This window comes from Helicobacter sp. CLO-3, from assembly GCF_001854545.1.
Classification (GTDB): Bacteria; Campylobacterota; Campylobacteria; order Campylobacterales; family Helicobacteraceae; genus Helicobacter_B.
The window spans coordinates 22,761-45,598 of sequence record NZ_MLQN01000015.1 but is presented as its reverse complement, the minus strand read 5'-3'; the positions used below and the strand labels follow the sequence as shown (position 1 = coordinate 45,598).

Annotated in this window: 23 protein-coding genes and 1 other RNA gene; 17 read left to right on the top strand and 7 right to left on the bottom strand. The window is 43.6% G+C overall.

The genetic code is table 11. The annotated features are described in order from the left end of the window. Positions 1-3: 3 nt before the first annotated feature. On the bottom strand, positions 4-726 hold the full coding sequence (gene lptB, locus BKN38_RS05380) for an LPS export ABC transporter ATP-binding protein (RefSeq protein ID WP_066453209.1): 723 nt from the start codon (positions 724-726) through the stop codon (positions 4-6). A 424-nt stretch (positions 727-1,150) separates the two neighbouring features. On the opposite strand from lptB, the gene glmM reads away from it, so the two are divergent. From glmM to folE, 11 genes are all read left to right on the top strand, one after another. Continuing rightward, the gene (gene glmM, locus BKN38_RS05375; protein WP_066453138.1) at positions 1,151-2,527 is read left to right on the top strand and encodes a phosphoglucosamine mutase; all 1,377 of its coding nucleotides are present in this window, start codon (positions 1,151-1,153) and stop codon (positions 2,525-2,527) included. A 240-nt stretch (positions 2,528-2,767) separates the two neighbouring features. After that, positions 2,768-3,976 carry an ornithine carbamoyltransferase gene (gene argF / locus BKN38_RS05370; RefSeq protein ID WP_066453139.1) on the top strand — a complete coding sequence of 403 codons (1,209 nt, stop codon included), beginning with the start codon at positions 2,768-2,770 and terminating at the stop codon, positions 3,974-3,976. A gap of 101 nt (positions 3,977-4,077) precedes the next feature. Next, positions 4,078-4,632, top strand: a complete 555-nt coding sequence (locus tag BKN38_RS05365; protein WP_233712829.1) for a DUF2603 domain-containing protein — start codon at positions 4,078-4,080, stop codon at positions 4,630-4,632. Next, positions 4,629-6,320: an oxygen-independent coproporphyrinogen III oxidase gene (gene hemN, locus BKN38_RS05360; protein ID WP_233712830.1), complete on the top strand. Its 1,692-nt coding sequence runs from the start codon at positions 4,629-4,631 to the stop codon at positions 6,318-6,320. Before BKN38_RS05365 ends, hemN begins: the two co-directional genes overlap by 4 nt. Next, positions 6,317-7,657 (top strand): (Fe-S)-binding protein, encoded by a 1,341-nt coding sequence (locus BKN38_RS05355; RefSeq protein ID WP_066453140.1) that lies wholly within the window; start codon positions 6,317-6,319, stop codon positions 7,655-7,657. The genes hemN and BKN38_RS05355 overlap by 4 nt, the downstream gene beginning before the upstream one ends. 65 nt (positions 7,658-7,722) lie before the next feature. Continuing rightward, positions 7,723-8,004, top strand: a complete 282-nt coding sequence (locus BKN38_RS05350) for a DUF448 domain-containing protein (protein ID WP_066453141.1) — start codon at positions 7,723-7,725, stop codon at positions 8,002-8,004. Next, on the top strand, positions 7,992-10,910 hold the full coding sequence (infB, locus tag BKN38_RS05345; RefSeq protein WP_066453144.1) for a translation initiation factor IF-2: 2,919 nt from the start codon (positions 7,992-7,994) through the stop codon (positions 10,908-10,910). Before BKN38_RS05350 ends, infB begins: the two co-directional genes overlap by 13 nt. Positions 10,911-11,147: 237 nt before the next feature. Next, entirely contained in the window at positions 11,148-11,807 is a 660-nt protein-coding gene (locus BKN38_RS05340; RefSeq protein WP_143000211.1) for a hypothetical protein, read from the top strand. Further along, positions 11,768-12,730 (top strand): hypothetical protein, encoded by a 963-nt coding sequence (locus tag BKN38_RS05335; protein ID WP_066453150.1) that lies wholly within the window; start codon positions 11,768-11,770, stop codon positions 12,728-12,730. The genes BKN38_RS05340 and BKN38_RS05335 overlap by 40 nt, the downstream gene beginning before the upstream one ends. A gap of 54 nt (positions 12,731-12,784) precedes the next feature. Beyond that, the gene (locus tag BKN38_RS05330; protein WP_066453152.1) at positions 12,785-14,386 is read left to right on the top strand and encodes a 2-isopropylmalate synthase; all 1,602 of its coding nucleotides are present in this window, start codon (positions 12,785-12,787) and stop codon (positions 14,384-14,386) included. A gap of 118 nt (positions 14,387-14,504) precedes the next feature. Beyond that, complete coding sequence (gene folE / locus BKN38_RS05325; protein WP_066453154.1) at positions 14,505-15,044, top strand: GTP cyclohydrolase I FolE; 540 nt, start codon at positions 14,505-14,507, stop codon at positions 15,042-15,044. A gap of 269 nt (positions 15,045-15,313) precedes the next feature. On the opposite strand, the gene BKN38_RS11855 is transcribed toward folE, so the two are convergent. Beyond that, a complete protein-coding gene (locus tag BKN38_RS11855; protein ID WP_256325548.1) occupies positions 15,314-15,442 on the bottom strand; it encodes a hypothetical protein in 129 nt (42 codons plus the stop codon). 334 nt (positions 15,443-15,776) lie between these two features. Here BKN38_RS11855 and ssrA point away from each other — a divergent pair. Both ssrA and BKN38_RS05310 read left to right on the top strand, forming a co-directional pair. Continuing rightward, positions 15,777-16,143: a transfer-messenger RNA gene (gene ssrA, locus BKN38_RS05315) on the top strand. A 178-nt stretch (positions 16,144-16,321) separates the two neighbouring features. Next, a complete protein-coding gene (locus BKN38_RS05310; protein WP_066453158.1) occupies positions 16,322-17,584 on the top strand; it encodes a site-specific integrase in 1,263 nt (420 codons plus the stop codon). A gap of 344 nt (positions 17,585-17,928) precedes the next feature. Here BKN38_RS05310 and mazF read toward each other — a convergent pair whose 3' ends face one another. The 3 genes from mazF to BKN38_RS05295 form a co-directional block, all read right to left on the bottom strand. Further along, positions 17,929-18,258, bottom strand: coding sequence for an endoribonuclease MazF (gene mazF / locus BKN38_RS05305; RefSeq protein WP_066453161.1), 330 nt, complete (start codon positions 18,256-18,258; stop codon positions 17,929-17,931). Then, positions 18,255-18,497: an AbrB/MazE/SpoVT family DNA-binding domain-containing protein gene (locus BKN38_RS05300; RefSeq protein WP_066453216.1), complete on the bottom strand. Its 243-nt coding sequence runs from the start codon at positions 18,495-18,497 to the stop codon at positions 18,255-18,257. The genes mazF and BKN38_RS05300 overlap by 4 nt, the downstream gene beginning before the upstream one ends. A 68-nt stretch (positions 18,498-18,565) precedes the next feature. Beyond that, positions 18,566-19,252, bottom strand: coding sequence for a helix-turn-helix domain-containing protein (locus BKN38_RS05295; protein WP_233712831.1), 687 nt, complete (start codon positions 19,250-19,252; stop codon positions 18,566-18,568). A 149-nt stretch (positions 19,253-19,401) separates the two neighbouring features. Between BKN38_RS05295 and BKN38_RS05290 the strand changes: the two genes are divergently transcribed. From BKN38_RS05290 to BKN38_RS05280, 3 genes are read left to right on the top strand one after another with little or no spacing between them, the layout of a single operon-like run. After that, complete coding sequence (locus BKN38_RS05290; RefSeq protein ID WP_066453163.1) at positions 19,402-19,602, top strand: DNA-binding protein; 201 nt, start codon at positions 19,402-19,404, stop codon at positions 19,600-19,602. Beyond that, positions 19,599-19,832 (top strand): hypothetical protein, encoded by a 234-nt coding sequence (locus BKN38_RS05285; RefSeq protein ID WP_172798585.1) that lies wholly within the window; start codon positions 19,599-19,601, stop codon positions 19,830-19,832. The genes BKN38_RS05290 and BKN38_RS05285 overlap by 4 nt, the downstream gene beginning before the upstream one ends. Before the next feature lie 11 nt (positions 19,833-19,843). Continuing rightward, on the top strand, positions 19,844-21,148 hold the full coding sequence (locus BKN38_RS05280; protein ID WP_066453165.1) for an AAA family ATPase: 1,305 nt from the start codon (positions 19,844-19,846) through the stop codon (positions 21,146-21,148). Positions 21,149-21,323: 175 nt separating this feature from the next. Here the strand turns inward: BKN38_RS05280 and BKN38_RS05275 are convergent, their stop codons facing one another. Beyond that, positions 21,324-21,761 carry a hypothetical protein gene (locus tag BKN38_RS05275; protein ID WP_066453168.1) on the bottom strand — a complete coding sequence of 146 codons (438 nt, stop codon included), beginning with the start codon at positions 21,759-21,761 and terminating at the stop codon, positions 21,324-21,326. 106 nt (positions 21,762-21,867) lie between these two features. After that, positions 21,868-22,470, bottom strand: a complete 603-nt coding sequence (locus tag BKN38_RS05270; RefSeq protein ID WP_066453171.1) for a recombinase family protein — start codon at positions 22,468-22,470, stop codon at positions 21,868-21,870. Positions 22,471-22,550: 80 nt separating this feature from the next. On the opposite strand from BKN38_RS05270, the gene BKN38_RS05265 reads away from it, so the two are divergent. After that, complete coding sequence (locus tag BKN38_RS05265; RefSeq protein WP_066453173.1) at positions 22,551-22,832, top strand: TrbC/VirB2 family protein; 282 nt, start codon at positions 22,551-22,553, stop codon at positions 22,830-22,832. Positions 22,833-22,838 lie beyond the last annotated feature (6 nt).

Below are 22,838 nucleotides of genomic sequence, written 5' to 3'. Positions count from 1 at the left end.
GCCCTATGCTTTAAAATGTTCGCCAAGATAGTATTTTCTCACAAGCGCATTGGCATAGATTTCATCCGCTGTGCCGCTTGCTAGGAGTGTGCCAGATTTTATCACATAGGCGCGATGACATACTGAAAGCATCTCGCGCACATTGTGATCGGTGATTAGCACGCCGATTTCCATTTGTGAGAGTGTCTCGATGATTTTTTGTATATCTATGACAGCTATAGGATCCACACCGGCAAATGGCTCATCTAGCAGGATGAATTTGGGCTCTTTGATAAGCGCGCGCGCTATCTCCACGCGCCGCCGCTCGCCACCGCTTAGGCTTAAGCCTTTGCGCTTGCGTATAGGCTCGATGTTGAAAGCCTCTAGCATTTGCTCGATTTTATGCATTCCTGCTTTTCTGCTAGAAAATGTCGCCTCTGCGGCAAGCGCTAGATTTTCCTCCACGCTCAAGTCTTTGAAAATGCTAGATTCTTGTGGCAAGTAGCCAATACCCATATTTGAGCGCTTATGCAAGGGGTAGGCGGATAAGTCGTTGTTGTCAAGATAGACATTGCCCGCACTTGGCTCTAATAGCCCGCAAATCATATAAAAAGTAGTTGTTTTGCCAGCACCATTTGGCCCTAGAAGTCCCACGACTTCGCCGCTTTTGACTTCTAGGGACACATCATTTACGATTTTTGTTTTTTTGATATGTTTGGCAAGGTTTTTGGCTTGCAGTTTGTGGATACCCAAAATTTTTCCTTCTATAAAAGCATGGTTTTGGCGCGCGTGGCTAGAATTTTGAAGCCTAAAATCTAAAATCCCAAGAATCCAGATTTTTGGATTCTAGTGCGTCTTTAGATTCTAGCTCGCTTGCTTTGCTGTTTAGATTCTCGCACAAAAGCTAATATTTTATACCCTCTTGTCTTAAAGATCAATCTCAAAGCCCCGCAAACTTATATGCCAAATCTCGCCGCTAAATTTAGTGCAGAAGGCTTGAAAGCCAGATAAAAGATTCAAGCTATTTTGCAAATTTTGCTACAATGCTACGCATCAACCTCTACGCGCGCCATGCTAACGCACAAGTCAAAACGCGCGCAAACACGCAAAACAAACGCTTCCAAGGAGAATCTATCATGCAAGGAGAATCTATTATGCAAGGGAGTCTATTATGAAAGTCGCAAAAATATTTGGCACTGATGGCGTGCGCGGGCGCGCTGGCACACATATCACGCCCACGCTTTGTATCGACCTTGGTATCGCTGCTGGGCTTTATTTCCGCGAGCTTGCAAGCACTAGCAAGACGCCCTCGACAAATAAGATTCTGCTAGGCAAAGACACGCGCCGCAGCGGCTATATGATAGAAAATGCGCTTGTGAGCGCACTAACTTCTGTAGGCTATGATGTGATACAAGTAGGACCGATGCCAACGCCTGCTATCGCCTTTCTCACCGCAGATATGCGCTGTGATGCGGGCATCATGATAAGTGCGAGCCACAATCCTTATGATGACAATGGCATCAAGTTTTTTGACCGCTTTGGCTGCAAACTCGATGAAAACGCAGAATCTGCGATAGAAAAAATCTACCACCAAAAAGACTTGCTAGCTAGGAGCTACAAAACAGGGCGCGAGATAGGCAGCTCTAAGCGCATCGATGATGTCATCGGGCGCTACATCGTGCATATCAAAAACTCTTTTCCAAAAGAGCTGACACTGCAAGGGCTTCGCGTGGTGCTTGATTGTGCCAATGGTGCGGCGTATAAAGTCGCGCCTACGATTTTTGGCGAGCTTGGCGCGGATGTGGTGGTGATGAATGATGAGCCAAATGGATTTAACATAAACGAGCAGTGTGGCGCGATGCACCCGCAAGATCTGGCAAATGAAGTCATCAAATATCGCGCGGATATTGGGTTTGCGCTAGATGGTGATGCGGATAGGCTCGTGGTGGTGGATGATAGCGGCGCTATTGTCGGCGGGGATATGCTTATCGGCGCTCTTGGAGCGTATCTAAAAAGCATAGGCGAGCTAGAGAGTGATACTATCGTGGCGACACAGATGAGTAATCTCGCGCTAGAAGAATACCTAAAATCGCAGAATCTAACCCTCGCGCGCTGTGATGTGGGCGATAAATATGTGTTTGATATGATGAAAAAGACGCATAGCAATTTTGGCGGCGAACAAAGCGGGCATATCATATTTAGCGACTACTCGACTACTGGCGATGGGCTGATGAGTGCGATACAAGTGATGGCGCTCGTGCTTAGAGCGCGCGAGAGAAGCGGTGCTAAAGCGCATGAGGTGCTTTCACCATTCACCCTATATCCGCAAAAGCTCATAAACATCGCAGTAAATAAAAAGCCCCCGCTAGAATCTATCGCTGGCTATGATAAGCTCTGTGGCAAGCTGGCGGATTCTGGTATGCGCTCGCTCATCCGCTACTCTGGGACAGAAAACAAGCTGCGCGTGCTGATAGAGGGCAAAGATGAAAGCGCGCTAAAACAGGCATGCAAAGAGGCGGAGGAGTTTTTCTGCAAAGCGCTGGGGTAGGGCAAGTTTAGCATTTTTGCAATTATATAGCTAGCAGAACTATCGGCGTATTAAGTGGGCTGGTTTTTGATTTTGCCAAATATCAATTTGGCGATAATATAAGAATCTTTTTAGTGATTTTAAAGTATATTGCGCGGGTTGTAATTTTAGGGTTTGGCGTTTTGGGTTTGCAATCTACGCATTAGCAATAATGCCAAAATCATGCAAATTAATGTATTGAAATTTAGAGCGAGGAAAAATATGCAGCATTTTTTGACATTAAAAGATTTTAGCAAGCAAGAAATTTATGAGATTTTGGCTTCGGCGCTGGTGCAAAAGGCAGGAGCGCGCCTCACCTCTGAAAATTCTAAAAATCAAGTCGCGCAAAATCTAGATTCTGCGAGCGTGCGCGCCACACAAAGCGCACAAACTATGCAAAACACAAAAGCTCAAGATTCCAAAAATACACAAAACACGCCAAGCCGCGCAGCAGAATCCAAGACGCATGCAGATTCTGCGCCCTTCACGCTAGCCTTGCCGCTTTTTGGCAAAAATATCGCGCTTATCCTAGAAAAGCCCTCCACTCGCACGCGCGTGAGCTTTGAGGCGGGTGTGAATAATATCGGCGCACATCCTATCGTGCTTATGGGCGGCGATACGCAAATCGGGCGCGGTGAACCCATAAAAGACACTGCGCGCGTGCTTAGCGGCATGGTGGATATGGTGATGATTCGCACTTTTGAGCAGGCGCGCATCGAGGAGTTTGCGCGATATAGCCAAGTGCCTGTGATAAATGGCCTGACGGATTTGTTCCACCCGCTGCAGATTCTGGCGGATATGCTTACGATGATAGAGTGCGGGATTTATCCTAAGGATTTTGGCGAGTTTTTTGCGGATTTCGTGCGCGAGTGCGGGGCAAACACGACTCAAAGCGCACAGCAAAACGCACCGCAAAGCACCGCCCACATCCTGCCAGCATACATCGCAGAGCCAATCGTCGCCTACATCGGCGATGGCAACAACATCACAAACTCATGGCTAAACCTAGCGAGCATCCTTGACATCCCCTTGCGTATCGCCACGCCCAAGGGATATGAGCCGGATGCCGCCACGATAGAGTATGCCAAATCGCGCCTAGATTCTGCGCTCACGCTCACCCACTCGCCAGAATCCGCGATAGAAAATGCCAGCGTAGTTATCACAGATACTTGGATTTCTATGGGGCAGGAGGAGGAGAAACAACGCAGGGTAGCGGATTTCAAAGGCTTTTGTGTGGATGAAAATCTCATGCAAAAAGCGGATAAAAACGCGATATTTTTGCACTGCTTGCCGGCGTATCGTGGCTATGAAGTAAGCGAAAATGTGATAGAATCCGCGCAAAGCAAAGTGTGGCTTGAAGCGCATAATAGGCTTTATATACAGCAAGGCGTCATGCTATGGCTAGCCAGACAAAACAAACGCGCCAAATAGAATCTAGGCCAAGCGAAATCTAAGCCAAGCGAAAACTAGCCACAAAGCAGAATCTAAAAGCATCTAGGCAAATCCAAACAGCAACAACCTAAGGCAGATACATGAAAAATCAATCCGCGACATTTGCAGATAAATCGCCAGCAGAAGAATCAGCGCAAACATCACTAGAGAAAAAAGCACGCAAAGATTCTGCTAGCAACAAAGCCAAAGAGGCTTCAAGCGCCTCATCGATGAAAGCATCCCAGCTTTTTGAGGCCAACAACATCGCAAGGGCTAGCAAAATCTCTGACACGCAGATGCTTTTAAACATCGAGCAGGGGGCGTTTGACCCGCAAGAGACTTGGTTTTTGAGGGATGATGAGGGGCAAGAATATGTCGTGATACCCCAAAACATCCTCAAAAAAATCGTCTCTATCATGCGCAACGCGCACGAGGAGCGGCTGCTTTTGGAGCTCGCGCGCGATATCAGCCAAAACACGCCCATAGATTTTGATGATGTGATGGCGGTGGCGCGCGCGCGGCTGGAATCTAGGCGCCTGCGCGATGGCTCGCTGCCTATCATCAACACCAAAGCGATGGTAAAGGAGATAAAAAAAGAATATCCAAATCTGTTTTTTGACATCTCAAGCCAGCTTTTGTTTAAGGGAATGCGATGAGTGGCGCGAAAAATATGACAGAATCTAGCGCGCCAAAAGCAATGGGCGCACCAGAATCTACTTCGCCAGAATCCATAGAAAATATAGAAAATGTGGCAAGCCACAAAACAAGCGGCGCGCGCGCAAGTTTGGATTCTGTCGCTTTGGATTCTGCTGGCTTATCTGCCAATCTAGATTCTAGCACAGATTCTAGCCATGCAGATTTTGCCAACAAAACAAACGCGCCAGAATCCGCTTCGCCAGATTCCAACTCATCAAAATCCACTGCGCCAGAATCTAGCGCACTAGAATCCGCTTCAGTAGAAAACCTAGATTTTGACAAATTCACCAAATACTCCAAATCCGCCCCCAGATACACGAGCTACCCCACTGCTGTGGAGTTTAGCACTAGCTTTGATTATGACGCGCTAAAGTCAGCGTTTATCCGCAATGACGCGCTAGCTAGAAAATCCAAAATGCCCCTTTCTTTGTATGTGCATCTACCTTTTTGCAAAAGTGCGTGCTATTTTTGCGGGTGCAATGTCATCTACACCAACCGCCAAGACAGAAAAGACCGCTACATAAGCTACCTAAAAAAAGAAATAGACATCCTAAAAACGCTTATGGATACCAAGCGCGAGGTGGTGCAGTTTCACTTCGGCGGGGGGACGCCGACATTTTTTGACGCCGCGCAGCTTTCGCAAGTCATCGCACTTGTGCGCGACGCTTTTCCAAACTTCGCGCCAAACGCGGAGGTGAGCTGTGAGATAGACCCGCGCCATTTTGAGCCCTCACAAATGCAAGCGCTAAAAGAGGGCGGATTTAACCGCCTAAGCTTTGGCGTGCAGGATTTTGATGAGGGCGTGCAAAAGGCGGTAAATAGATTCCAAGATGTGGCACTTGTGAGTAATGCTGTGAAAATAGCCAGAGATGCGGGGATAAACTCGATAAATTTTGATCTCATCTATGGCCTGCCTTTGCAAAGTGCTGATAGCTTCATCGACACGCTAAAAAAGGTCGTCTCGCTAAGTCCTGATAGGCTAGCGATTTTCAACTACGCGCATATCCCATGGATGAAAAAAACCATGCAAAAGATAAATGAAGCCGACTTGCCAACGCCCGGCATGAAGCTAGAGATTCTAAAAAAGACGATAGATTTTCTAGTGAAAAATGACTATGCGATGATTGGCATGGATCATTTTGCCAAAAAAAGCGATGAGCTCTATGAAGCCAAAATCACGCATCAATTGCGCCGCAATTTCCAAGGCTACACGACGCGCGGATTCTCGCAGACTATCGGCATCGGGCTTACTTCTATAGGCGAGGGATGGGATTATTACGCGCAAAACCACAAAGATTTGCCAAGCTACGAAAAAGCGCTAGATGAGGGCAGAATCCCGCTAGAGCGGGGCATCGCGCTAAGTCAAGAAGATATTTTACGCAAAGAAGTGATAATGGGGCTTATGAATAATCTCTGCCTAGATTTTGCGCCCTTCAAGCAGCGATATGGCATCGATTTTAGGCAGCATTTTGCAAAGGAGCTTTTGGCATTGAAAGAGTATGAAGATATAGGCGTGGTGTCTATCAATGATCGCGGTATCTACACCACTCCCACCGGCGGGCTATTGATACGCAATATCGCTATGGTATTTGATGCGTATTTGGCAAACATTTCTCAAGAAAAACGCGTATTTAGCAAAACGATATGATAGATTTTAGCACGATTTCAAACGCTTGTGTGAAATGCGGCAAATGCATCCCTTATTGCACGATTTATCGCGTGCATAGAGAGGAAGTCACCTCGCCTAGAGGGTATCTGGATTTGGTGGGCGCGTATTCTAGGGGCGATTTGTCGCTAGATAAGCTAGCAAAAGATTTTTTTGAATCCTGCTTTTTATGCACCACTTGCGTGGAGGTTTGCCCTTCGAGCTTAGGCGTGGATCAAGCGATAGAAAAAGTGCGTATCGACATCGCGCAAAAATATGGCATCGCGTGGTATAAGAGGGCGTATTTTTTCTTGCTTAGGCATCGCAGGCTTATGGATTTTGTCTTTAGTATGGTGGCGTTTGTCGCGCCCTGTGCGTTTAAGCGCGAGGATGGCGGGAATAAGATTTGGTTTAGCAAGCGCGTGGTTTTTCCATTTTTGAAAAAAAGCTTCATCTCTAGCTACAAAGGGCTAAACGCCGCAAGCGCGCCAAAAGCGCAGAATCTAGCGCATCATAAAGTAGCGATATTTATCGGCTGTCTGGCAAACTACAACTATAAAGGCGTGGGCGAAGGATTGCTAAAAATCCTTGATAGGCTAGGCATCGATGCGCTAGTGCCAAAGCAGGAGTGCTGTGGCGCGCCGGCGTTTTTCACCGGTGATATAAAGTCTGTAAATACGCTAATCAAGCGCAATATCGAGTATTTCGAGTCGTTTATAGATGAGGTGGATGCGATTTTGATCCCGGAGGCGACTTGCGCGGCGATGCTTATGAGTGATTGGGAGCATGCGCTAGAATACGATGATGAAGCGAGCGAATATCTTGCGCGCCTCAAAGCGCTAAAGCCTAAAATGGCGATGGCAAGTCATTGGCTGTATCATAATACAAATTTGGCAGAGGTGCTGGAATCTAAAGGCGGAGAATCTAAAAATGTGGATTCTAATGTTTTGGATTCTGGTGCGTCAAATAGCGCAACCAAACTAAAATCCAAAGCGCTTATGGATTCTCTCATCACCTATCACGATCCATGCCACGCCAAAAAAGTGCTAAAAATCCACAAAGAGCCCCGCGCCCTGCTTGCCAAAAATCACCGCTTGATAGAGATGAGCGAGTCAGATAGATGCTGTGGATTTGGCGGGGTTAGCATGCAGTCAGATAGATACGCGCTGACTCTCAAAGCCGGCGCACCAAAAGCCAAGATGATAGCCGACACGCGCGCAAATATCGTAAGCGCAGAATGTAGCGCCTGCCGCATGCAAATCACAAACTCCCTCTCACACGCGGGCGTAAATGCGAAGTTCGCGCACCCTCTAGAGCTTATCGCAAAGGCATTGGATTAGATTTTATGGCTATTTTGCGATTTTTTAGCTAGAATACGCGCTATTTAAAGCGCAAATGGAGAATGATGCCTTCTTCACTATCTTCTCGTCATTTTTGCTCTAGCAAGTCCGTGCGTATGTGCGTGGGCTGTCGCAAGAGGTTTTTGCAGCCAGAATTATTGCGATTGGCGGTGCTAGATTCTAGTGTCGTAGCGTTTGGTGGCGTGGGGAGAAGCTTTTATTTTTGTAAGGAGTGCCTAACCAGTGAAAAAGTAATCCTAAAAGCCCTCGCGCGCTACAAATCATTGACAGACAAACCAAAAAACTTACAAGAGATTCAGGAGATTGCAAAAGAATGGAAAAAGTAAAAATCGCAGAGATCGCCGCAGAGATCGCCAGATCGACGAAAGAAGTCTTTGAAAAAGCCAAAGAAATGGGGCTTGATGTCAAAAACGCGACAAGCCCAGTGGATATAAAAACTGCGGAATATTTGTCAGAATATGTGCTAACCGGCATAAATAATATGCCAAAGCCCGAGAAAAAGCCTGCCAAAAGTGCTAGCAAAGCAAAATCTAGTAGCAAAACAAGCGCGAAAGATGCCAAAAAACCAGAATCTAAAAGCGCCAAAAGCGCAAGCGATGAAGCAGAATCCAAAAAGGGCGCAAAAACCGCTACTAAGGGCTCTGGCAAAGATTCTGCTAAAGATGCCGGCAAAGATGCCACTAAAGATGCTAGCAAAGCAAAATCTAGCAAAAAAGGCGATAAAGAAAACGAAGCAGAATCTAGCGCAAAAGATAGCAAAAGCGCCCAAAGCGATAAAGCAAACGATGCAGCCAAAAAGGCGACAAAAGATGACAAAAATGCTGCCAAAGATTCTACAAAAGCAGATTCTAGCAAAGCAGATTCCACCAAAACGGATTCTGCCAAAAGCGCATTAAAAGCGAAAGATAGCGACAAAGCAGAATCTAGCGCCAAAGCTAGCAATCAAGATTCTAGCGCAGAATCCAAAGCAGAATCTAGCCAAGAATTTGGCGGCAAAAAAGAAGTTGAGATAAAAAGAGACTCTACGCTCACCCAGCGCAGCATGGGGATCCGCATCGTGCGCAAGACAAACGCGCAAGAAGAGCCAGAAAAGCCAGTCGCCAAAAAGCGCCAAGACTATGCGCCCTCCATCCAAGAGATGATGGGGCAAGGCTTGCAGGACAAAGAAACCTATCAGCGCAAACCCAAAAAACAAAAAAAGCAAATCCCTGCGACAAAGCATGCCAGCGGGCAAAAGATAGATTTGCTAGAGCGCAACCTTGAAAGCCACAGCAGCGAGTATGATGATGATAGCGATGAAATCATGCTATTTGACCTAAACCAGCACGAACTCATCGATGAAGAAAAAGAAGCGCAAGAGCGACAAATCATCACCGATCGCGTGCAAATCCAGCGCAAAAACCCATGGCTAAACGAAAATCGCTCCATATCGCGCTCGCGTCGCAAGCGCTCCTCGCGCCCCAAAGAAGAAGCGAGCAAAGTGGCAAAAAGCGCTATCGTCATCCCTGAAGAAATCCGCGTGTATGAGTTTGCCGAAATCTCTGGGCGCCCGCTTACTGAAGTGATAAAGACGCTTTTTGGGCTAGGCGTGATGGCTACCAAAAACGACTTTTTGGATAAAGATGCGATAGAGATTCTGGCTGATGAGTTTAAAATCGAGATCTCCATACAAGAACAGCAAGAAGAAGTCATCGAGGAAAACATCGATGAGGGCGATTTGCGCGAGCGCGCACCGGTGGTGACTATCATGGGGCATGTCGATCATGGCAAGACTTCTTTGCTAGATAAAATACGCGATTCTCGCGTGGCAAGTGCTGAAGCAGGCGGTATCACGCAGCATATTGGCGCGTATATGGTGGAGAAAAATGGCAAGCTGATAAGCTTCATCGACACGCCCGGGCACGAGGCGTTTAGCGAGATGCGAAGCCGCGGCGCGCAAGTCACAGACATCGCTATCATCGTCATCGCCGCAGATGATGGCGTGAAACCTCAAACCATCGAGGCGCTAAACCACGCCAAAGCTGCGGGCGTGCAGATAATCATCGCGATGAATAAAATCGACAAAGAAAACGCCAATATCGACAAGCTAAAATCCGAGTGCGCGGAGCTTGGATTTTTGGCAAATGATTGGGGCGGGGAGTATGAGTTTATCCCCGTTTCTGCCAAAACAGGCGAGGGGCTAGATCTTTTGCTAGAGACGATTTTGCTGCAAGCAGAGGTTATGGATCTAAAAGCCGCGCCAAATGCGAGCGCGCAAGCGGTGGTGCTGGAAGGCAGCGTGCAAAAAGGGCGCGGACCAGTGGCAAGCGTCATCGTGCGACAAGGCACGCTGCGCGTGGGCGATCCTATTTATGCGGGCACGGCGTTTGGGCGCGTGCGTGCGCTTAGCGATGATGTAGGGCGCAGTATCGATGCGCTGCTGCCTTCATTTGTAGCGCAGATCGCTGGGCTAAACGAAGTCCCAAGCGCTGGCTCGATACTCTATGTCGCAGAAAATGACTCTATCGCGCGCGAAAAAGCGCAAAAAATGGCTACTTATCTGCGCCAAAAAGAGCTTAGCAAATCCACCAAAGTGTCTTTTGATGAGCTAAGCGAAATGGTGGCAAAAGGACAGCTAAAAACACTGCCACTTGTGGTAAAAGCTGACACGCAAGGAAGCCTAGAAGCGATAAAATCAAGCCTTGAAAAGCTTAGTAATGATGAAGTGCGGATAAATATCATAGGCTTTGGTGTGGGCGGTATCACAGAGGGCGATGTTTCGCTAGGTGCAGCGAGTGAAAACTGCATTATTTTGGGTTTTGGCTTGCGCCCTACTGGCATCGTGAAGTCCAAGGCAAAAGAGCTAGGCGTGGAGATAAAAACCTACTCTATCATCTATGACTTAATCGATGACATAAAAGCGCTGGTCTCTGGGCTCATGTCGCCAGTGGTAGAGGAAGAAAACAGCGGGCAGGCGGAAGTGCGAGAGACATTTGTCGTGTCAAAAGTCGGCACAATCGCTGGCTGCATGGTGACAGAAGGCGTGATAAAGCGCGGAATCAAAGTGTGCCTAATCCGTAATGGCGTGGTGATCCACACAGGCACGATAGCCAGCCTCAAGCGCTTCAAAGATGACGCCAAAGAAGTCGCCAAAGGCTATGAATGTGGCATCATGCTAGAAAACTACAATGACATACAAGTGGGCGATGTGTTTGAGACATTTATCGAGGTGCAAAGACGCCAGACGATATAGGGGCTTGCGAATCTCCTGATTGCGCGAATCATAGGCGAGTAGCGTAAATTAAACAGTGTGAATCGCTAGAGATTGTGCGAATATTGGCAAATCGCATGGCTGGATGCAGAATCTAAATTCTGTATTGGGGCTACTAGAATCCAAATCTAGATTTTAGACTTTTTGGTTTTTTGTGGTTGATTTTTGGTTTTAGATTCTGTGGCGTGGTTATTTAGCATGTTTTGCGGGGAGTATATTTTGAGAAATATTTTTACATACATTAGAGAAAATACCAACAATATTTACAAGATTCTGGCATTTTTGCTTATCGCACTAGGCATCATCGCTAGGCTTTATAATTATATTTGGCATAAAGATTTGTGGCTGGATGAGGCAGCTTTGGCTTTTAGCATGTATGCCGTTCCGTTTAGTGAAATATTTTTTAAACCACTGCCAACCACATCTAGTGAATGGCTTCCACAGGCTGCGCCCCTTGGCTTTCTGGCTTTTACCAAGCTGCTTGGCGTGGTATTTGGATATAGCGAGCATGTGCTTTATTTCTTGCCTCTTGTGTGCGGGATTGGCACGCTGATTTTATCTTTTTTGATTGGCAGGCGATTGTTTGATGGTTTTGGCACACTGGCATTTGTGGCACTTGTTGTTGGATCTATAGCGCTGCTTCACTATAGCACTGAATTTAAACAATATGGCATCGAAGCATTTATAGGATTTTTGTTATTTTATCTCTATATTCGCCACACTAGCTTGCACGTATTTAGCATTATCGCTAGTATTTGTATATTATTTTCTAATACCGCGATATTTTTGATTATCCCATTCTTAATGATATATATATATCGAGCGGCGATGCCAAAAGTTTGCCCGATAATCCGCAGAATCCACAAAGATTTCGCCTAAAAGCAGCTTTTCAATATTGCCTCAAAAACTTTTTCTATCTTGCGCTGCCCCTAATAGTTTTTATTATTTATTATTTTTTGTATATTAGATTTCAATCTTCGGATTATTTCTATAGATTTTTCCAAGAAGGTTTTCTGCCTCATAACATAAAAGAATATCCCAAATTTATCAAAGAAGTTTGGCTTGGTGTGTATCAAAGCTATACACCATTTCTTACGACAAATGCAGTACGATTTTATGCACTAGCCTGTATTTTTGGACTATTTGCGCTCTACAAACAACGCAGAGATATATTTTATATTTGTGTGTTTAGTCTTTTTATTGATATAGCTTTGAGTTGGTTTAGAATCTATCCTTTTGGACGCAATGAATTTATTGGAGGCAGATTATCGCTTTTTATGTCGGTGATTTTTTATATTTCTATATGCTATTTTTTATACGCGCTGCATCTTAGCAAAAAATTTTATATCAGAATCATTGCCAATCTTTTGCTGGCCACGATAACTATCGCCGCATTTGTGGCCTATAAAAAGCCCATTATCAAACATCAATTTTTTACATATCAGCAAATGCATGTGCATATTACAAATATTGCAAATAACGCTTCTGCTAGGGATGTGGTGTTTTTGTCTGAACTTACCAAGCCGGCATTTTTTTATTATAGCTATCTTGAGAATATTAAAATACCGCATAAAATAATAAATGACGATCTTAAATTGCTAGAGTCTGAATTGATTCAAATATTTGATAGTGGCGCTAATATTTGGATTTTGGCAAGTCATTATTCTTTTGAGCTAAAAGAAGAGATTATGATCATAGCAAGGCGCGTATTTGAAAATAAAGCAGATTTAACTATAAGTACAAAAGATGGTGCTATGTTTATAAAAATTGCACACAAAAAGTATGATAGCGCCCCCACTTGAGTAAAATGATTAACTTAATGCAACTAAAATATAAAGATGCAAAAAGGAGCAAAAATGAGCGCGAATACCGAATTTATCACTATTTTTGACACGACGCTTCGAGATGGCGAGCAGAGCCCCGGCGCTTCGATGAATATCGAGGAAAAAATCAAAATCGCCCTCCAGCTAGAAAAACTCGGCGTAGATGTCATAGAAGCGGGTTTTGCGGCATCTAGTCAGGGCGATTTTGAGGCGATAAACCAGATAGCCAAAGTCTTGCGCACTACCTCTGTGTGCTCGCTCGCGCGCGCACTGCCAGCCGACATAGAATCCGCCGCCAAAGCAATAGCCCCAGCCAAGCACAAAAGAATCCACACCTTCATCGCCACGAGCCCCATACACATGGAGTTTAAGCTAAAGATGAAGCCTTCTGAAGTCATCAAGCGCGCAGTGGAGGCGGTGTCGCTTGCCAAATCGCTTTGTGAAGATGTGGAGTTTAGCTGCGAGGATGCGCTTCGTAGCGATATGGGCTTTTTGAAAGAGGTGCTAGATGCCGTGATAAGTGCTGGCGCTAGCACGCTAAACCTCCCTGATACCGTGGGTTATCGCCTGCCACATGAGATTGGCGCTTTTATGCGCGAGGCGCATGAGTTTGTGGGCGATCGGGCGGTTTTGTCGATCCACTGCCACAATGACTTGGGACTTGCAGTGGCAAACTCCATCGCTGCTATCCAAAATGGCGCAAGGCAGGTAGAATGCACGATAAATGGGCTTGGCGAGCGCGCCGGGAACACCGCGCTAGAAGAAGTCGTGATGATACTAAAAACGCGCAAAGATTTGTTTGTGGATTCTGGTGCAAACTTTGGCGCGGATTCTGGTTTAGATTCTAGCAAATCACGCGCGGGCAAATCACGCACACTCGACACCCGCATCAACACCAAAGAAATATACGCCTCAAGCAAGCTAGTAGCCGACATCACCGGCATCCGCCCCCAGCCAAACAAGGCAATCGTTGGCAAAAACGCCTTCGCGCATGAAAGCGGAATCCACCAAGATGGCATGCTAAAGCACCCAGAGACTTACGAGATAATGCGCCCGGGCGATATCGGCATGCCAGAATCTAGCGGCTTGGTGCTTGGCAAACACAGCGGGCGCGCGGCGTTTCGCGACAAGCTGGGCTCGCTTGGCTTTGTCGTGAGCGATGATGAGCTAAACGCAGCGTTTGAGCGCTTCAAAATCCTCTGCGATAGCAAAAAAGAAGTGTTTGATGATGATATCAGGGCGATTGTGGGCGAGGAGACATCGCACATCCCGCAGGTTTTCGCGCTAGAGATGGTGCAGGTGAGTGCGTGCAGCAGTGGCAAATACTGCGCGGCGGTGAGTATCTGCAAAGGCGGCGAGGAGCTTAGCGACAGCGCGCTTGGCAATGGCGCGGTGGATTCTGTGCTAAAAAGCATCGATAGGATCACACAGATAAATGGCAAGCTAAAAGACTACAAAGTAGAATCTGTCACAAGCGGCAAAGACGCGCTAGCAAAAGCCATCGTCAAAGTGGCGTTTGAAGGCAAAGAGCGCGCATTTATAGGACATGGCATCGACATCGACACGATGAGCGCCACCGCAAAAGCCTACATCGCCGCACTAAATAGCTATCTATCTATGCGCGAGCTGATGTAGATTGCGCGCGCCGCAGATTCTTGGTTTTAGATTCTGCTTTGGGTGTGAATTTGGATTTGATTAAAGTATGATTTTTGGGCGCAGATTTTGGTGGAAATAGCGCAAAAAAGGGCAAAAAATGGAGCAAAAAATATTTGATGAATTTTGTGCGCGTATCGGCGAAAACCCCAAGCGCGAAGGGCTGAAAAACACGCCAAAGCGCCTGCGCGAGCTAGAATCTGTGCTCTATGCTGGCTATAATACACAGACCAAAGATGCGCTTGGCGCGCTGTTTGCCAATGATGGCATGGATGAGATGGTGATGCTAAAAGATATCGAGTTTTACTCGATGTGCGAGCATCATATTTTGCCCTTTTTTGGGCGCATCCACATAGGCTATGTGCCGCGCGCTCATATCGCTGGTATCAGCGGGCTGGCGCGGCTGGTGGAGGTGTTTGCGCGGCGGCTGCAAATACAGGAAAATCTCACCAACCAAATCGCGGATGAGATAAACGCGCTGCTTGAGCCAAAGGGCGTGATGGTGGTGTGTGAGGCGAGGCATCTATGCATGAGTATGCGCCAAAAACACGACCCCATCATCAAGACAAGTGCTGTACGCGGGATTTTCAAAAGCGATCAACGCACCCGCGCAGAATTCCTAGAACTCTTGCGCTCATAGATTCTGGCTTTTAGCACTGCTTTTGTGGCTTTTGCGCTTGTTTTGGTTTAATGATGCGTAAAATTGTCATTACTTAAAGAAACTCGCTCTGCTCGTTTTGCGAGGAGCGAAGCGACGAAGCAATCCATACCAAAAGCCAGAATCTAAGTTTTGGTGTTTTTGAGCTTTTTTAGATTCTGCCATTTCAATCATTTTTTATTTGTGGATTACTAAAGAAGCTTGCGCTTTACTAAAGAAACTCACTTCGTTCATTTTCTGAAAAAGCTTTGCTAGCGCGGGGTGATTAAGCTAGTGTTTTTGCTTTTTTTAGGCAGTTTGTAGATTTTGTAGAAAACAAACGCGCAAAGAAGCAAAGTAACACCCGCTAGGATATTCATACCCATTTCATTTATCATCATCTTTTCTCCTTCGCGCGTTGGCTTTTGGGTGAATTTCGCGGAGTGCTTCATAAAGCTTGTGCGATAGCCATCACAGGCAAATCTTGCGCGCTTTACTCGCACAGCCACAAAATTTGCACCAAAAACGAGCCAAAGGCAAGGTTTCTTTAGTAAAGCGTCAGCTTTTTTAGCAAAACGAGCAGGGCGGGGTTCTTTAGGAATCCACGCAAAGCACTAAAAATAGCTACAAAAACACCAGCGCGTAAAAACATCGCAAAAATCATCACAAAATCCCTACAAAATCGCGCGTATTAAGCGATATATAATCTGCGGCGCGGTAGAATACCGCCCTTTTGGGGTCGATTTGGCTTCGACAAGATTTGTTTCCCTTGAGTGCATGCCGGCATTGGTAAGCCGTAAAACTGCCAGTCAAAACAAACGCAGACAATGCAACTTTCGCTCCAGCTTACGCAAAAGCAGCATAAGCCTAACCAACTTCCGGAGCCGACTGCCTAGGCGAGACTAGCGCGCTTTTGTGGTCGTCATTTTTGCTAGTTGCCTCTAGAAAATGGCTCGATTTTTAGAGAAAGATGAGAGCTTTTTGCGCGAGTAAGTTTGGGGTCTTTCGCGCGAGAATCTAAACCCCGCCCTTTTAAGCATGTCGATGCTCTTGATTTGGAGGCTGGTTTTGGACTGGGGTTCGATTCCCCACGACTCCACCATGACTACTTTCTTGATATTTCGTTTTATTTCTAGAAATGCCCCACCTGCTTCAAATACGAGCCTTTATTTTTCCTTTTGAATACTGCTTATTTCTGCTTATTTTCATTTCATTTGGGAACTTTTAAGGGAACCTCATTATACTTCTATAAAAATCCGCCAATGGGAGTGAAATAAGTAATGAGCCGCATAGCTAAACAAATCTTATTTGATAAAGATATAAGAGCACTAGAGCCAAAAAAGCAAAAATATCGTGTTGTGGTAGGCAATCCAAGCGAACTTATCTTGTGGGTATATCCAAGTGGCGTTAAAAGCTTTGCACTCAGGATCCGCAATAACGATAGAGAAAAGAATATACTACTTAAGCAATTTAGGCAAGGTATTTATAGTGCAGCAGAGGCCAGAAAAGAAGCGATAGAAAAGCTAAAAATCATTGAAAACGGCGGTGAGCTCAATACCGACAAATACCTTTTTAAGAATCTTTATAAAAGCTACATAACCCAAAAACACAAAAAAGGTCAAGCACAAAGCACTATTAAATCAGCGCAAAGTCTTTGTGAAAACCACTTGCTGCCACATTTCGGCAATTTAGATGCAAAGCAAATCAAGTATTCAAATATTCTCCATGCTTTCAATGGGATATTTGATGAGAATAATCCAAAATCACCAAAACTAGAAACCATAAAGCGAGCCAAAATAGCATTGCGTGGAATTCTAGCTCCAGCAATAAAAGATAGATACATAGAATATGATCCAACGATTGGGCTAGAAAAGGAATTCCCAAGCATAAGGCGATACTGCATAGAAAATGATATTGATACACGCCTTGCGGCATTAGTCAAAGAGGATGATTTGCGCGAGTTTTTAAGCGATTTGAGTGTAGCAAGCAATATGGATATACAAGTTAAAAGAGCAATATACTTACAGATTTTATGCATAAATCGCCCAGCCAATACTGCTGGAGCTAAATGGAAGCACATAGATTTAGATACTGCCATTTGGCGCATTCCAGCAAAAGAGATGAAAATGCGAGAATCTGTAAGTATTGCCATAAACTCATATGCATTGCAAATACTAAAAAAGCAAAAAGAGGAATATGGTATTCTAAATAGCGAGTTTGTATTTCCTAGATTGAATAAGAAAGGACATATACATAGAGACTCGCTTAGCAAAGCTTTGCGACATTTGGCTAATGGCAAGTGGTGTAGCAAGGTGACCACGCACGGATTCCGCTCTACCTTTAGAACCATTTGCTCTACCAATGAGACAACATTGCTAAAGCTTGGCATTGGCAACAATGCGATTGAAGTGGCGTTAGCGCATAAAACCACCAACGCAATACAATATGCCTATGAGCGAGAAAAAAGCACCATAGAACAACAAGCTATACTAATGCAGTGGTATGGTGATTATTTAAATAATCTATGCAAATTTAAAATATAGATACATTTTTTGATTTTGCTTTGCGTTGCGAACGCAATCTTATGCATAATTTGCGAAAAACAAAATATGTAAAACTTGCGTATATAGCGATGTTTCTTGGATATAAAATACAACACTTTTTAATATATGTGCGTGCAAGAAGCTGTTTTATAGCCCAAAAAGCGCCTATTATACGCGGTTTGAAGCATAAGAACAATTGAAAAATAACCTGTTTTTTGATGCAAATAAATACAGCGGAGTTGCTTTTGGATAGTGTTAAATCCTCCAATTTGTGAGTTTTTAGCACTTTTTGATTATGCGGAGATAAGATAGAGCTATGGGGCGTGTGTGATTACTGCAATAGCCTAGATTCCTAAAAGTAAAGCCACCTTTTCTTTGACGCTTTTTAGCTCATCTTGACTTGCTTTTTGGATAAACACCGCATTCCGCGCAACCCAATCCAAGCTTTTAACTTGGTCGCTTAGGGCTACGCTGTTTAATTTGGCTTTTATGGCAACTTCAAATGGGTAATTTTTGATTTTTGTGGTAAGTGGCACACAGATAAGCAGGTGTGTTTTTTGGTTATAAGCCTTTGGGCTTAGCAGGAGAGCTGGGCGTCTTTTTGCTTCTTCGTGCCCAAGCTGCGGATCAAAATCTAGATATATAATATCACCAACATCTGGCACATAGCTCATACATTTTCCTTGCCAACCGCCACGCCACAACTAATTTCGCCATGCAAATTTTCATCTGTGATAGCATTTAGCAAAGCGTGCAGCTTTTTATCTTTGTTGCTTAGTGGCTCTATGATGGCTTTGCCATTTTCAACCCTTACATCTACACTGCTGTTAGAATCAAGCCTAAGCTCTTGCAAAACATTATTTGGGATTCTAAGCCCTACGCTATTACCCCATTTATTAAGTGTTACTTGCATGTTTTTGGCCCCTTTATAAATATACATAGTATATCATATTTTACGATTCTAATTGCCACAATTTAGAACTAAAGTGAATTGGTTATTTTTTGTTTAATGATGCCTAGAATCTCCACTTTGTCCAGCTCATTATTTTTTAGCTTTATTTCCACTCCATTTGCGCCTTTTAGCAGCACTTCATTAATGCCAGCAATGAAATATTGGAATATAATGTAATTTTCTTGAAATTTAGTAATGACAAAATCTCCATTAAGAGTCTCTGTGGTCTTTGTGACAATCAAAATGTCACCATTTTTTGCAAATGGTTCATTAGAACCTTCATTTAGCTTAATAAAGTGATATGTTGCTTTATCTTTGATATCAAAAAGGAATGTTAAAACTTGAAGCTTTATGCTAAAGTCGCCTGTTGCAAAGTTATTTTTAGCGTAATTTTCGATGCCTTCATATACAAAACAGCTTGTTTCATCAAAATCGTTCATCTTTAGTACATCAATAGGCTTGATATTGCCTTTATCTATGGCTTCTTGCAAAGCCATATCGGTTTCAAAATATTCACTTGGTATGCCTGTGGCTTGGATAACTCTTAGGATTAGATTGTTTGGCACATTGTTTTGGTTCGCTTCATAAGAATTAATAGCGCCTCTTGTTACTCCTAATTTTTCGCCAAATTCTCTTTGGGATATACCATAGAATAATCTTAAGTTGCGCAACTTAACACCCCTATTGATTGCGCTTGGCTGTTGTTTTGCTCTCAAAGAAACTCCCTTGCTTTATAATATTGCCACAAAATTATAGCAAAAGCGCAAAAATTTTATACTATTTGTTGTTTTTATATGATATTATTTGTATTAATTTCAATATTATTACATTATGCCATGTAATAATATAGTAAAAGGAGTATATTATGAATTCTAGCGCACAACAGACATCACAATTTGAATTTATGTCGCCAAAGCAGCTGGAAGAAGAGCTTGGTATTCAGATGGGATACCAAGCGCACTTGCGCCTTCGGAAGAAATTGCCTTTCTATAGAATTACCGGAGCTGGCATTAGATATAAGCGCAGTGAGATAATAAAATGGATAGAAAAGCAAAAAGTTGTATGATGCTTAAAGATTTAGAGCCAAGCAACCCAGCCGTATTAAGCCCCAAGCAATTTGAGCGAGAGTTTGGTATTAGCACAAGCAAACAAAATAAGCTCAGAATGCGCAAGAGTAAAGAGAGCGACGGCATCTATGCATTGCCATTTTTTAAGGTAGGCAACAAGATCCGCTACAATCGAGAAGCAATTATGCAGTGGTTTTCCAAGTTGCAAGAGAAAGAGCAAATCAAATAAAAGGAGACAAAATGAGTGCAAAATATGAGAATTTACCTTTGGTGTATGGTGTATTTAGCGATTGTGCTAGATTAGCAAACAAGGAATATATGTCTAAAGAGGCAAGAAAGCCAAAGTGGCTAGTAGATCATTTCTTGATGCAAAGAAGTCTAAATATGGTTTATGCTTCTGCCGGGGTTGGGAAGTCGCTCTTATCGCTCGAGTTAGCGCACTTTTTAGCCACTAAGCCCAATGTATCAAAAGTTATCTATTTGGATGGCGATAATAGCGAAGCCGCGCTGACTACGCGAGGGCTTAATGATATTGTAGAATCTAGTGGCGCAAAGCTAGAGTATTACCTTGTAAATAACCATAAGCGATTTAGTATCTTTGGTCGGCTTAAAAATTATAACCTAGAAAATGTCATAGTTATTATAGACAGCATTCGAAATTTCATTAAGTTTGACATTAAGGACGACATTAAAGTAACTAAATATTTGCATAAAATGCAAGAGCTTAGAGATAAGGGGGCAACTATCATTTTCTTGCATCACCAACCAAAGCAGTATGGCGATGAAAATAACAAAATGTATAAGGGCGCAACAGCCTTTATAGACAGCGTAGATGAAGCTTGGTATGTATCAAAATCTCTTGTCCAAAACAATGCAGACAAAACACTTAGTCTAGACCTAGAACCGCAAAAAAATAGGCTAGACACAAAGGCGCAAAGGGCTATTGTGGATAATAAAACCCATAGCGTTTCTTTTAGTATTAATACACAAATAGGGCTAAATCAAAAACAGCGTATAACGCTTGAAATAGCCCAAGAAATCATTAATGCCAACCCAAATGGCATCATTCAAAGCGATTTAGCAAAACAAATACTAAAAATAGCAAATGCAAATTACTATGAGATTGTTGGCAAAAACCAACTATGGAATCTATTAGCGGAGTTTGGCGATAAACTCTTTAAAATAAGCACCTTTACGCCAAAAGGCGGAGGCGTGCGCAAATTATATACTCCACTAAACAGTGCCGAGACAGAATCTAAAACACCAAAAAGAGAGTCAAAGAAGGAAAATGCGCTAAATCTAGCCAAAACAATCATTGCCAAAGCCGAAAATGGTATCGCGCAGAAGGATTTGGCGGAGTTAATTTTCAAACAAGCAACGAGCGATACGCTAGAAATAGTTGGCAAAAATACACTTTGGAAGTTGCTGGATGAATACGATGGTGTATTTTACAAAGCAGAAAAGACGCAACGAAAAAGCGGGTATGGCATCACAAAAATATATTTACCCTTGAGCAATTTGGGTGGCGACATAAAGGCAAGTTAAATGCAAGTATGACTAATGCGATAGGGTCAATAATGGATCTTGGCAGAAGCGCGCACGAGCATTAAGATACAAAAGATTCAAAAGCAGATTTGGGTCATTGGGTCAAGATAAGACTGGCATATTGCTATGCCAGCTTAAATAGCCATATATGGGCTATTTATTGCATTTGCGGCAATTATTTGCCTATATTTTTAAATCTTTCTGATAGCGAAGGTCGTGGCTTGTTGAATTCTTCCAAGCCACCTTGTAAAGCAATGCCAATTCTGCCGCATTCCACATATTCTGCATACTCACTATTGCCAAATTTGGAAAGCTCTTCATCTGTCACTGTTCCATACCAAGCTAGTCCAAATGGGATAACGCTTGTGCCACGCGCTTCATTTATTTTTTTGGTAACCTTGTTGATTGCTTCCTCTTTTTTTATAGCTTCATTCATTTCATCCCGTGATGAAAAATCTTTGTTTAGCAGCTTTTTTTCACATTTATCATACATAGATTCTAGCTCTGCTTTTGGTAGCTTTTGATAATCCTCTATGCTTTTTGGTGAATCCCCACACCCACTAATTGCTAACATTGCTGCCGCCGCTGCGCTAAATACTAAAGCCTTATTCATTGTTTCTCCTTGTCTAAGTAAAAAGTAGGTAACATTATAATCAAAGAATATAAATACGAGAGGATTTTTGTGGAATATTAAACGAACGATTATTGTAGCATAATATTTATATAATTTTTCTACTTCTTATAAAATTTGTAAAGCTTTTAAAAGTTTTGTGTGTGTAGCCTAGCTTTTCCCATATTTGTTTTGTTTTGCCCTTATTTAGCATTGCCTTTATTTTATCTATATCCTTGTCGTATTCGCTATTGAAGCTGCCTTTTGGGCGACCGAGTTTTTTCCCGCTCGCTATAGCCTTCTCTAGTCCGGCTTTTGTTCGCTGGCTTATAAACTCCCGCTCTGTCTCATCAATATAGGCATAAATTGCCAAAAGCAATTTGGCGCAAGCATTATTAAAAGTGCTTAATTCGGGCTGTCTCAGAAATATCATTTGCACACCTTTATTGCTTAGTTCCAACACCAGATTCATTACTTCCAGCATGCTTCTGCCGAGCCTTGATAACTCAACCACAATAAGCAGATCTCCGCGATTTAAATTCTCTTTCAATTCATCTATTTTTCTAATTTCTTGGCTTTTTTTGCTGCTCTGTTCTATCTCTATAAATCTATCAATACTAATGCCACTCGCCTTGCAATATTCTTGGATTTGCAGCTTTTGCGTTTGTGTGTCTTGCTTGTTTGTGCTAATTCTAATATACGCCAAAGTCATGCCTTTCCTTACTCTCAAACTAGGTTTTAATTATAACAGAGGAATAAAAATCGTTCAATTTTAATTCCAAAGGAGTAAGTATGGCTAAAGCTTATAAAAGCGTTTTTGGCGCTATCTTAGCTATTTTGTTGTTGCCTAGCTTTGCGTTTGCTGCAGGTGGGCTGGATAAGGTAAATAGCCTTATGTCTGTGGTTAGCACTGCATTATATGCGGTAGGAGTAGTTGTTTTGACTATTGCGATTATGTGGGCTGGCTTTAAAATTATGTTCCAAGGACAAACTTTGCGTGAAGTTGCCCCTCCTTTGCTTGGTGGAATCTTAGTCGGTGCCGCAAGCGGTATAGCCGGGCTTTTGATTAGTTAAATTTAT

Coding starts and splice junctions, on each gene's coding strand:
- BKN38_RS05300 (WP_066453216.1), bottom strand. CDS start 18,497: ATGCAAGTAACACTTAATAAATGGGGTAATAGCGTAGGGCTTAGAATC.
- argF (WP_066453139.1), top strand. CDS start 2,768: ATGCAGCATTTTTTGACATTAAAAGATTTTAGCAAGCAAGAAATTTAT.
- BKN38_RS05365 (WP_233712829.1), top strand. CDS start 4,078: ATGAAAAATCAATCCGCGACATTTGCAGATAAATCGCCAGCAGAAGAA.
- BKN38_RS05310 (WP_066453158.1), top strand. CDS start 16,322: ATGAGCCGCATAGCTAAACAAATCTTATTTGATAAAGATATAAGAGCA.
- BKN38_RS11855 (WP_256325548.1), bottom strand. CDS start 15,442: ATGATGATAAATGAAATGGGTATGAATATCCTAGCGGGTGTTACTTTG.
- BKN38_RS05265 (WP_066453173.1), top strand. CDS start 22,551: ATGGCTAAAGCTTATAAAAGCGTTTTTGGCGCTATCTTAGCTATTTTG.
- BKN38_RS05280 (WP_066453165.1), top strand. CDS start 19,844: ATGAGTGCAAAATATGAGAATTTACCTTTGGTGTATGGTGTATTTAGC.
- BKN38_RS05285 (WP_172798585.1), top strand. CDS start 19,599: ATGATGCTTAAAGATTTAGAGCCAAGCAACCCAGCCGTATTAAGCCCC.
- folE (WP_066453154.1), top strand. CDS start 14,505: ATGGAGCAAAAAATATTTGATGAATTTTGTGCGCGTATCGGCGAAAAC.
- mazF (WP_066453161.1), bottom strand. CDS start 18,258: ATGAGCTATGTGCCAGATGTTGGTGATATTATATATCTAGATTTTGAT.
- BKN38_RS05350 (WP_066453141.1), top strand. CDS start 7,723: ATGCCTTCTTCACTATCTTCTCGTCATTTTTGCTCTAGCAAGTCCGTG.
- BKN38_RS05355 (WP_066453140.1), top strand. CDS start 6,317: ATGATAGATTTTAGCACGATTTCAAACGCTTGTGTGAAATGCGGCAAA.
- BKN38_RS05330 (WP_066453152.1), top strand. CDS start 12,785: ATGAGCGCGAATACCGAATTTATCACTATTTTTGACACGACGCTTCGA.
- hemN (WP_233712830.1), top strand. CDS start 4,629: ATGAGTGGCGCGAAAAATATGACAGAATCTAGCGCGCCAAAAGCAATG.
- BKN38_RS05270 (WP_066453171.1), bottom strand. CDS start 22,470: ATGACTTTGGCGTATATTAGAATTAGCACAAACAAGCAAGACACACAA.
- BKN38_RS05275 (WP_066453168.1), bottom strand. CDS start 21,761: ATGAATAAGGCTTTAGTATTTAGCGCAGCGGCGGCAGCAATGTTAGCA.
- infB (WP_066453144.1), top strand. CDS start 7,992: ATGGAAAAAGTAAAAATCGCAGAGATCGCCGCAGAGATCGCCAGATCG.
- BKN38_RS05290 (WP_066453163.1), top strand. CDS start 19,402: ATGAATTCTAGCGCACAACAGACATCACAATTTGAATTTATGTCGCCA.
- glmM (WP_066453138.1), top strand. CDS start 1,151: ATGAAAGTCGCAAAAATATTTGGCACTGATGGCGTGCGCGGGCGCGCT.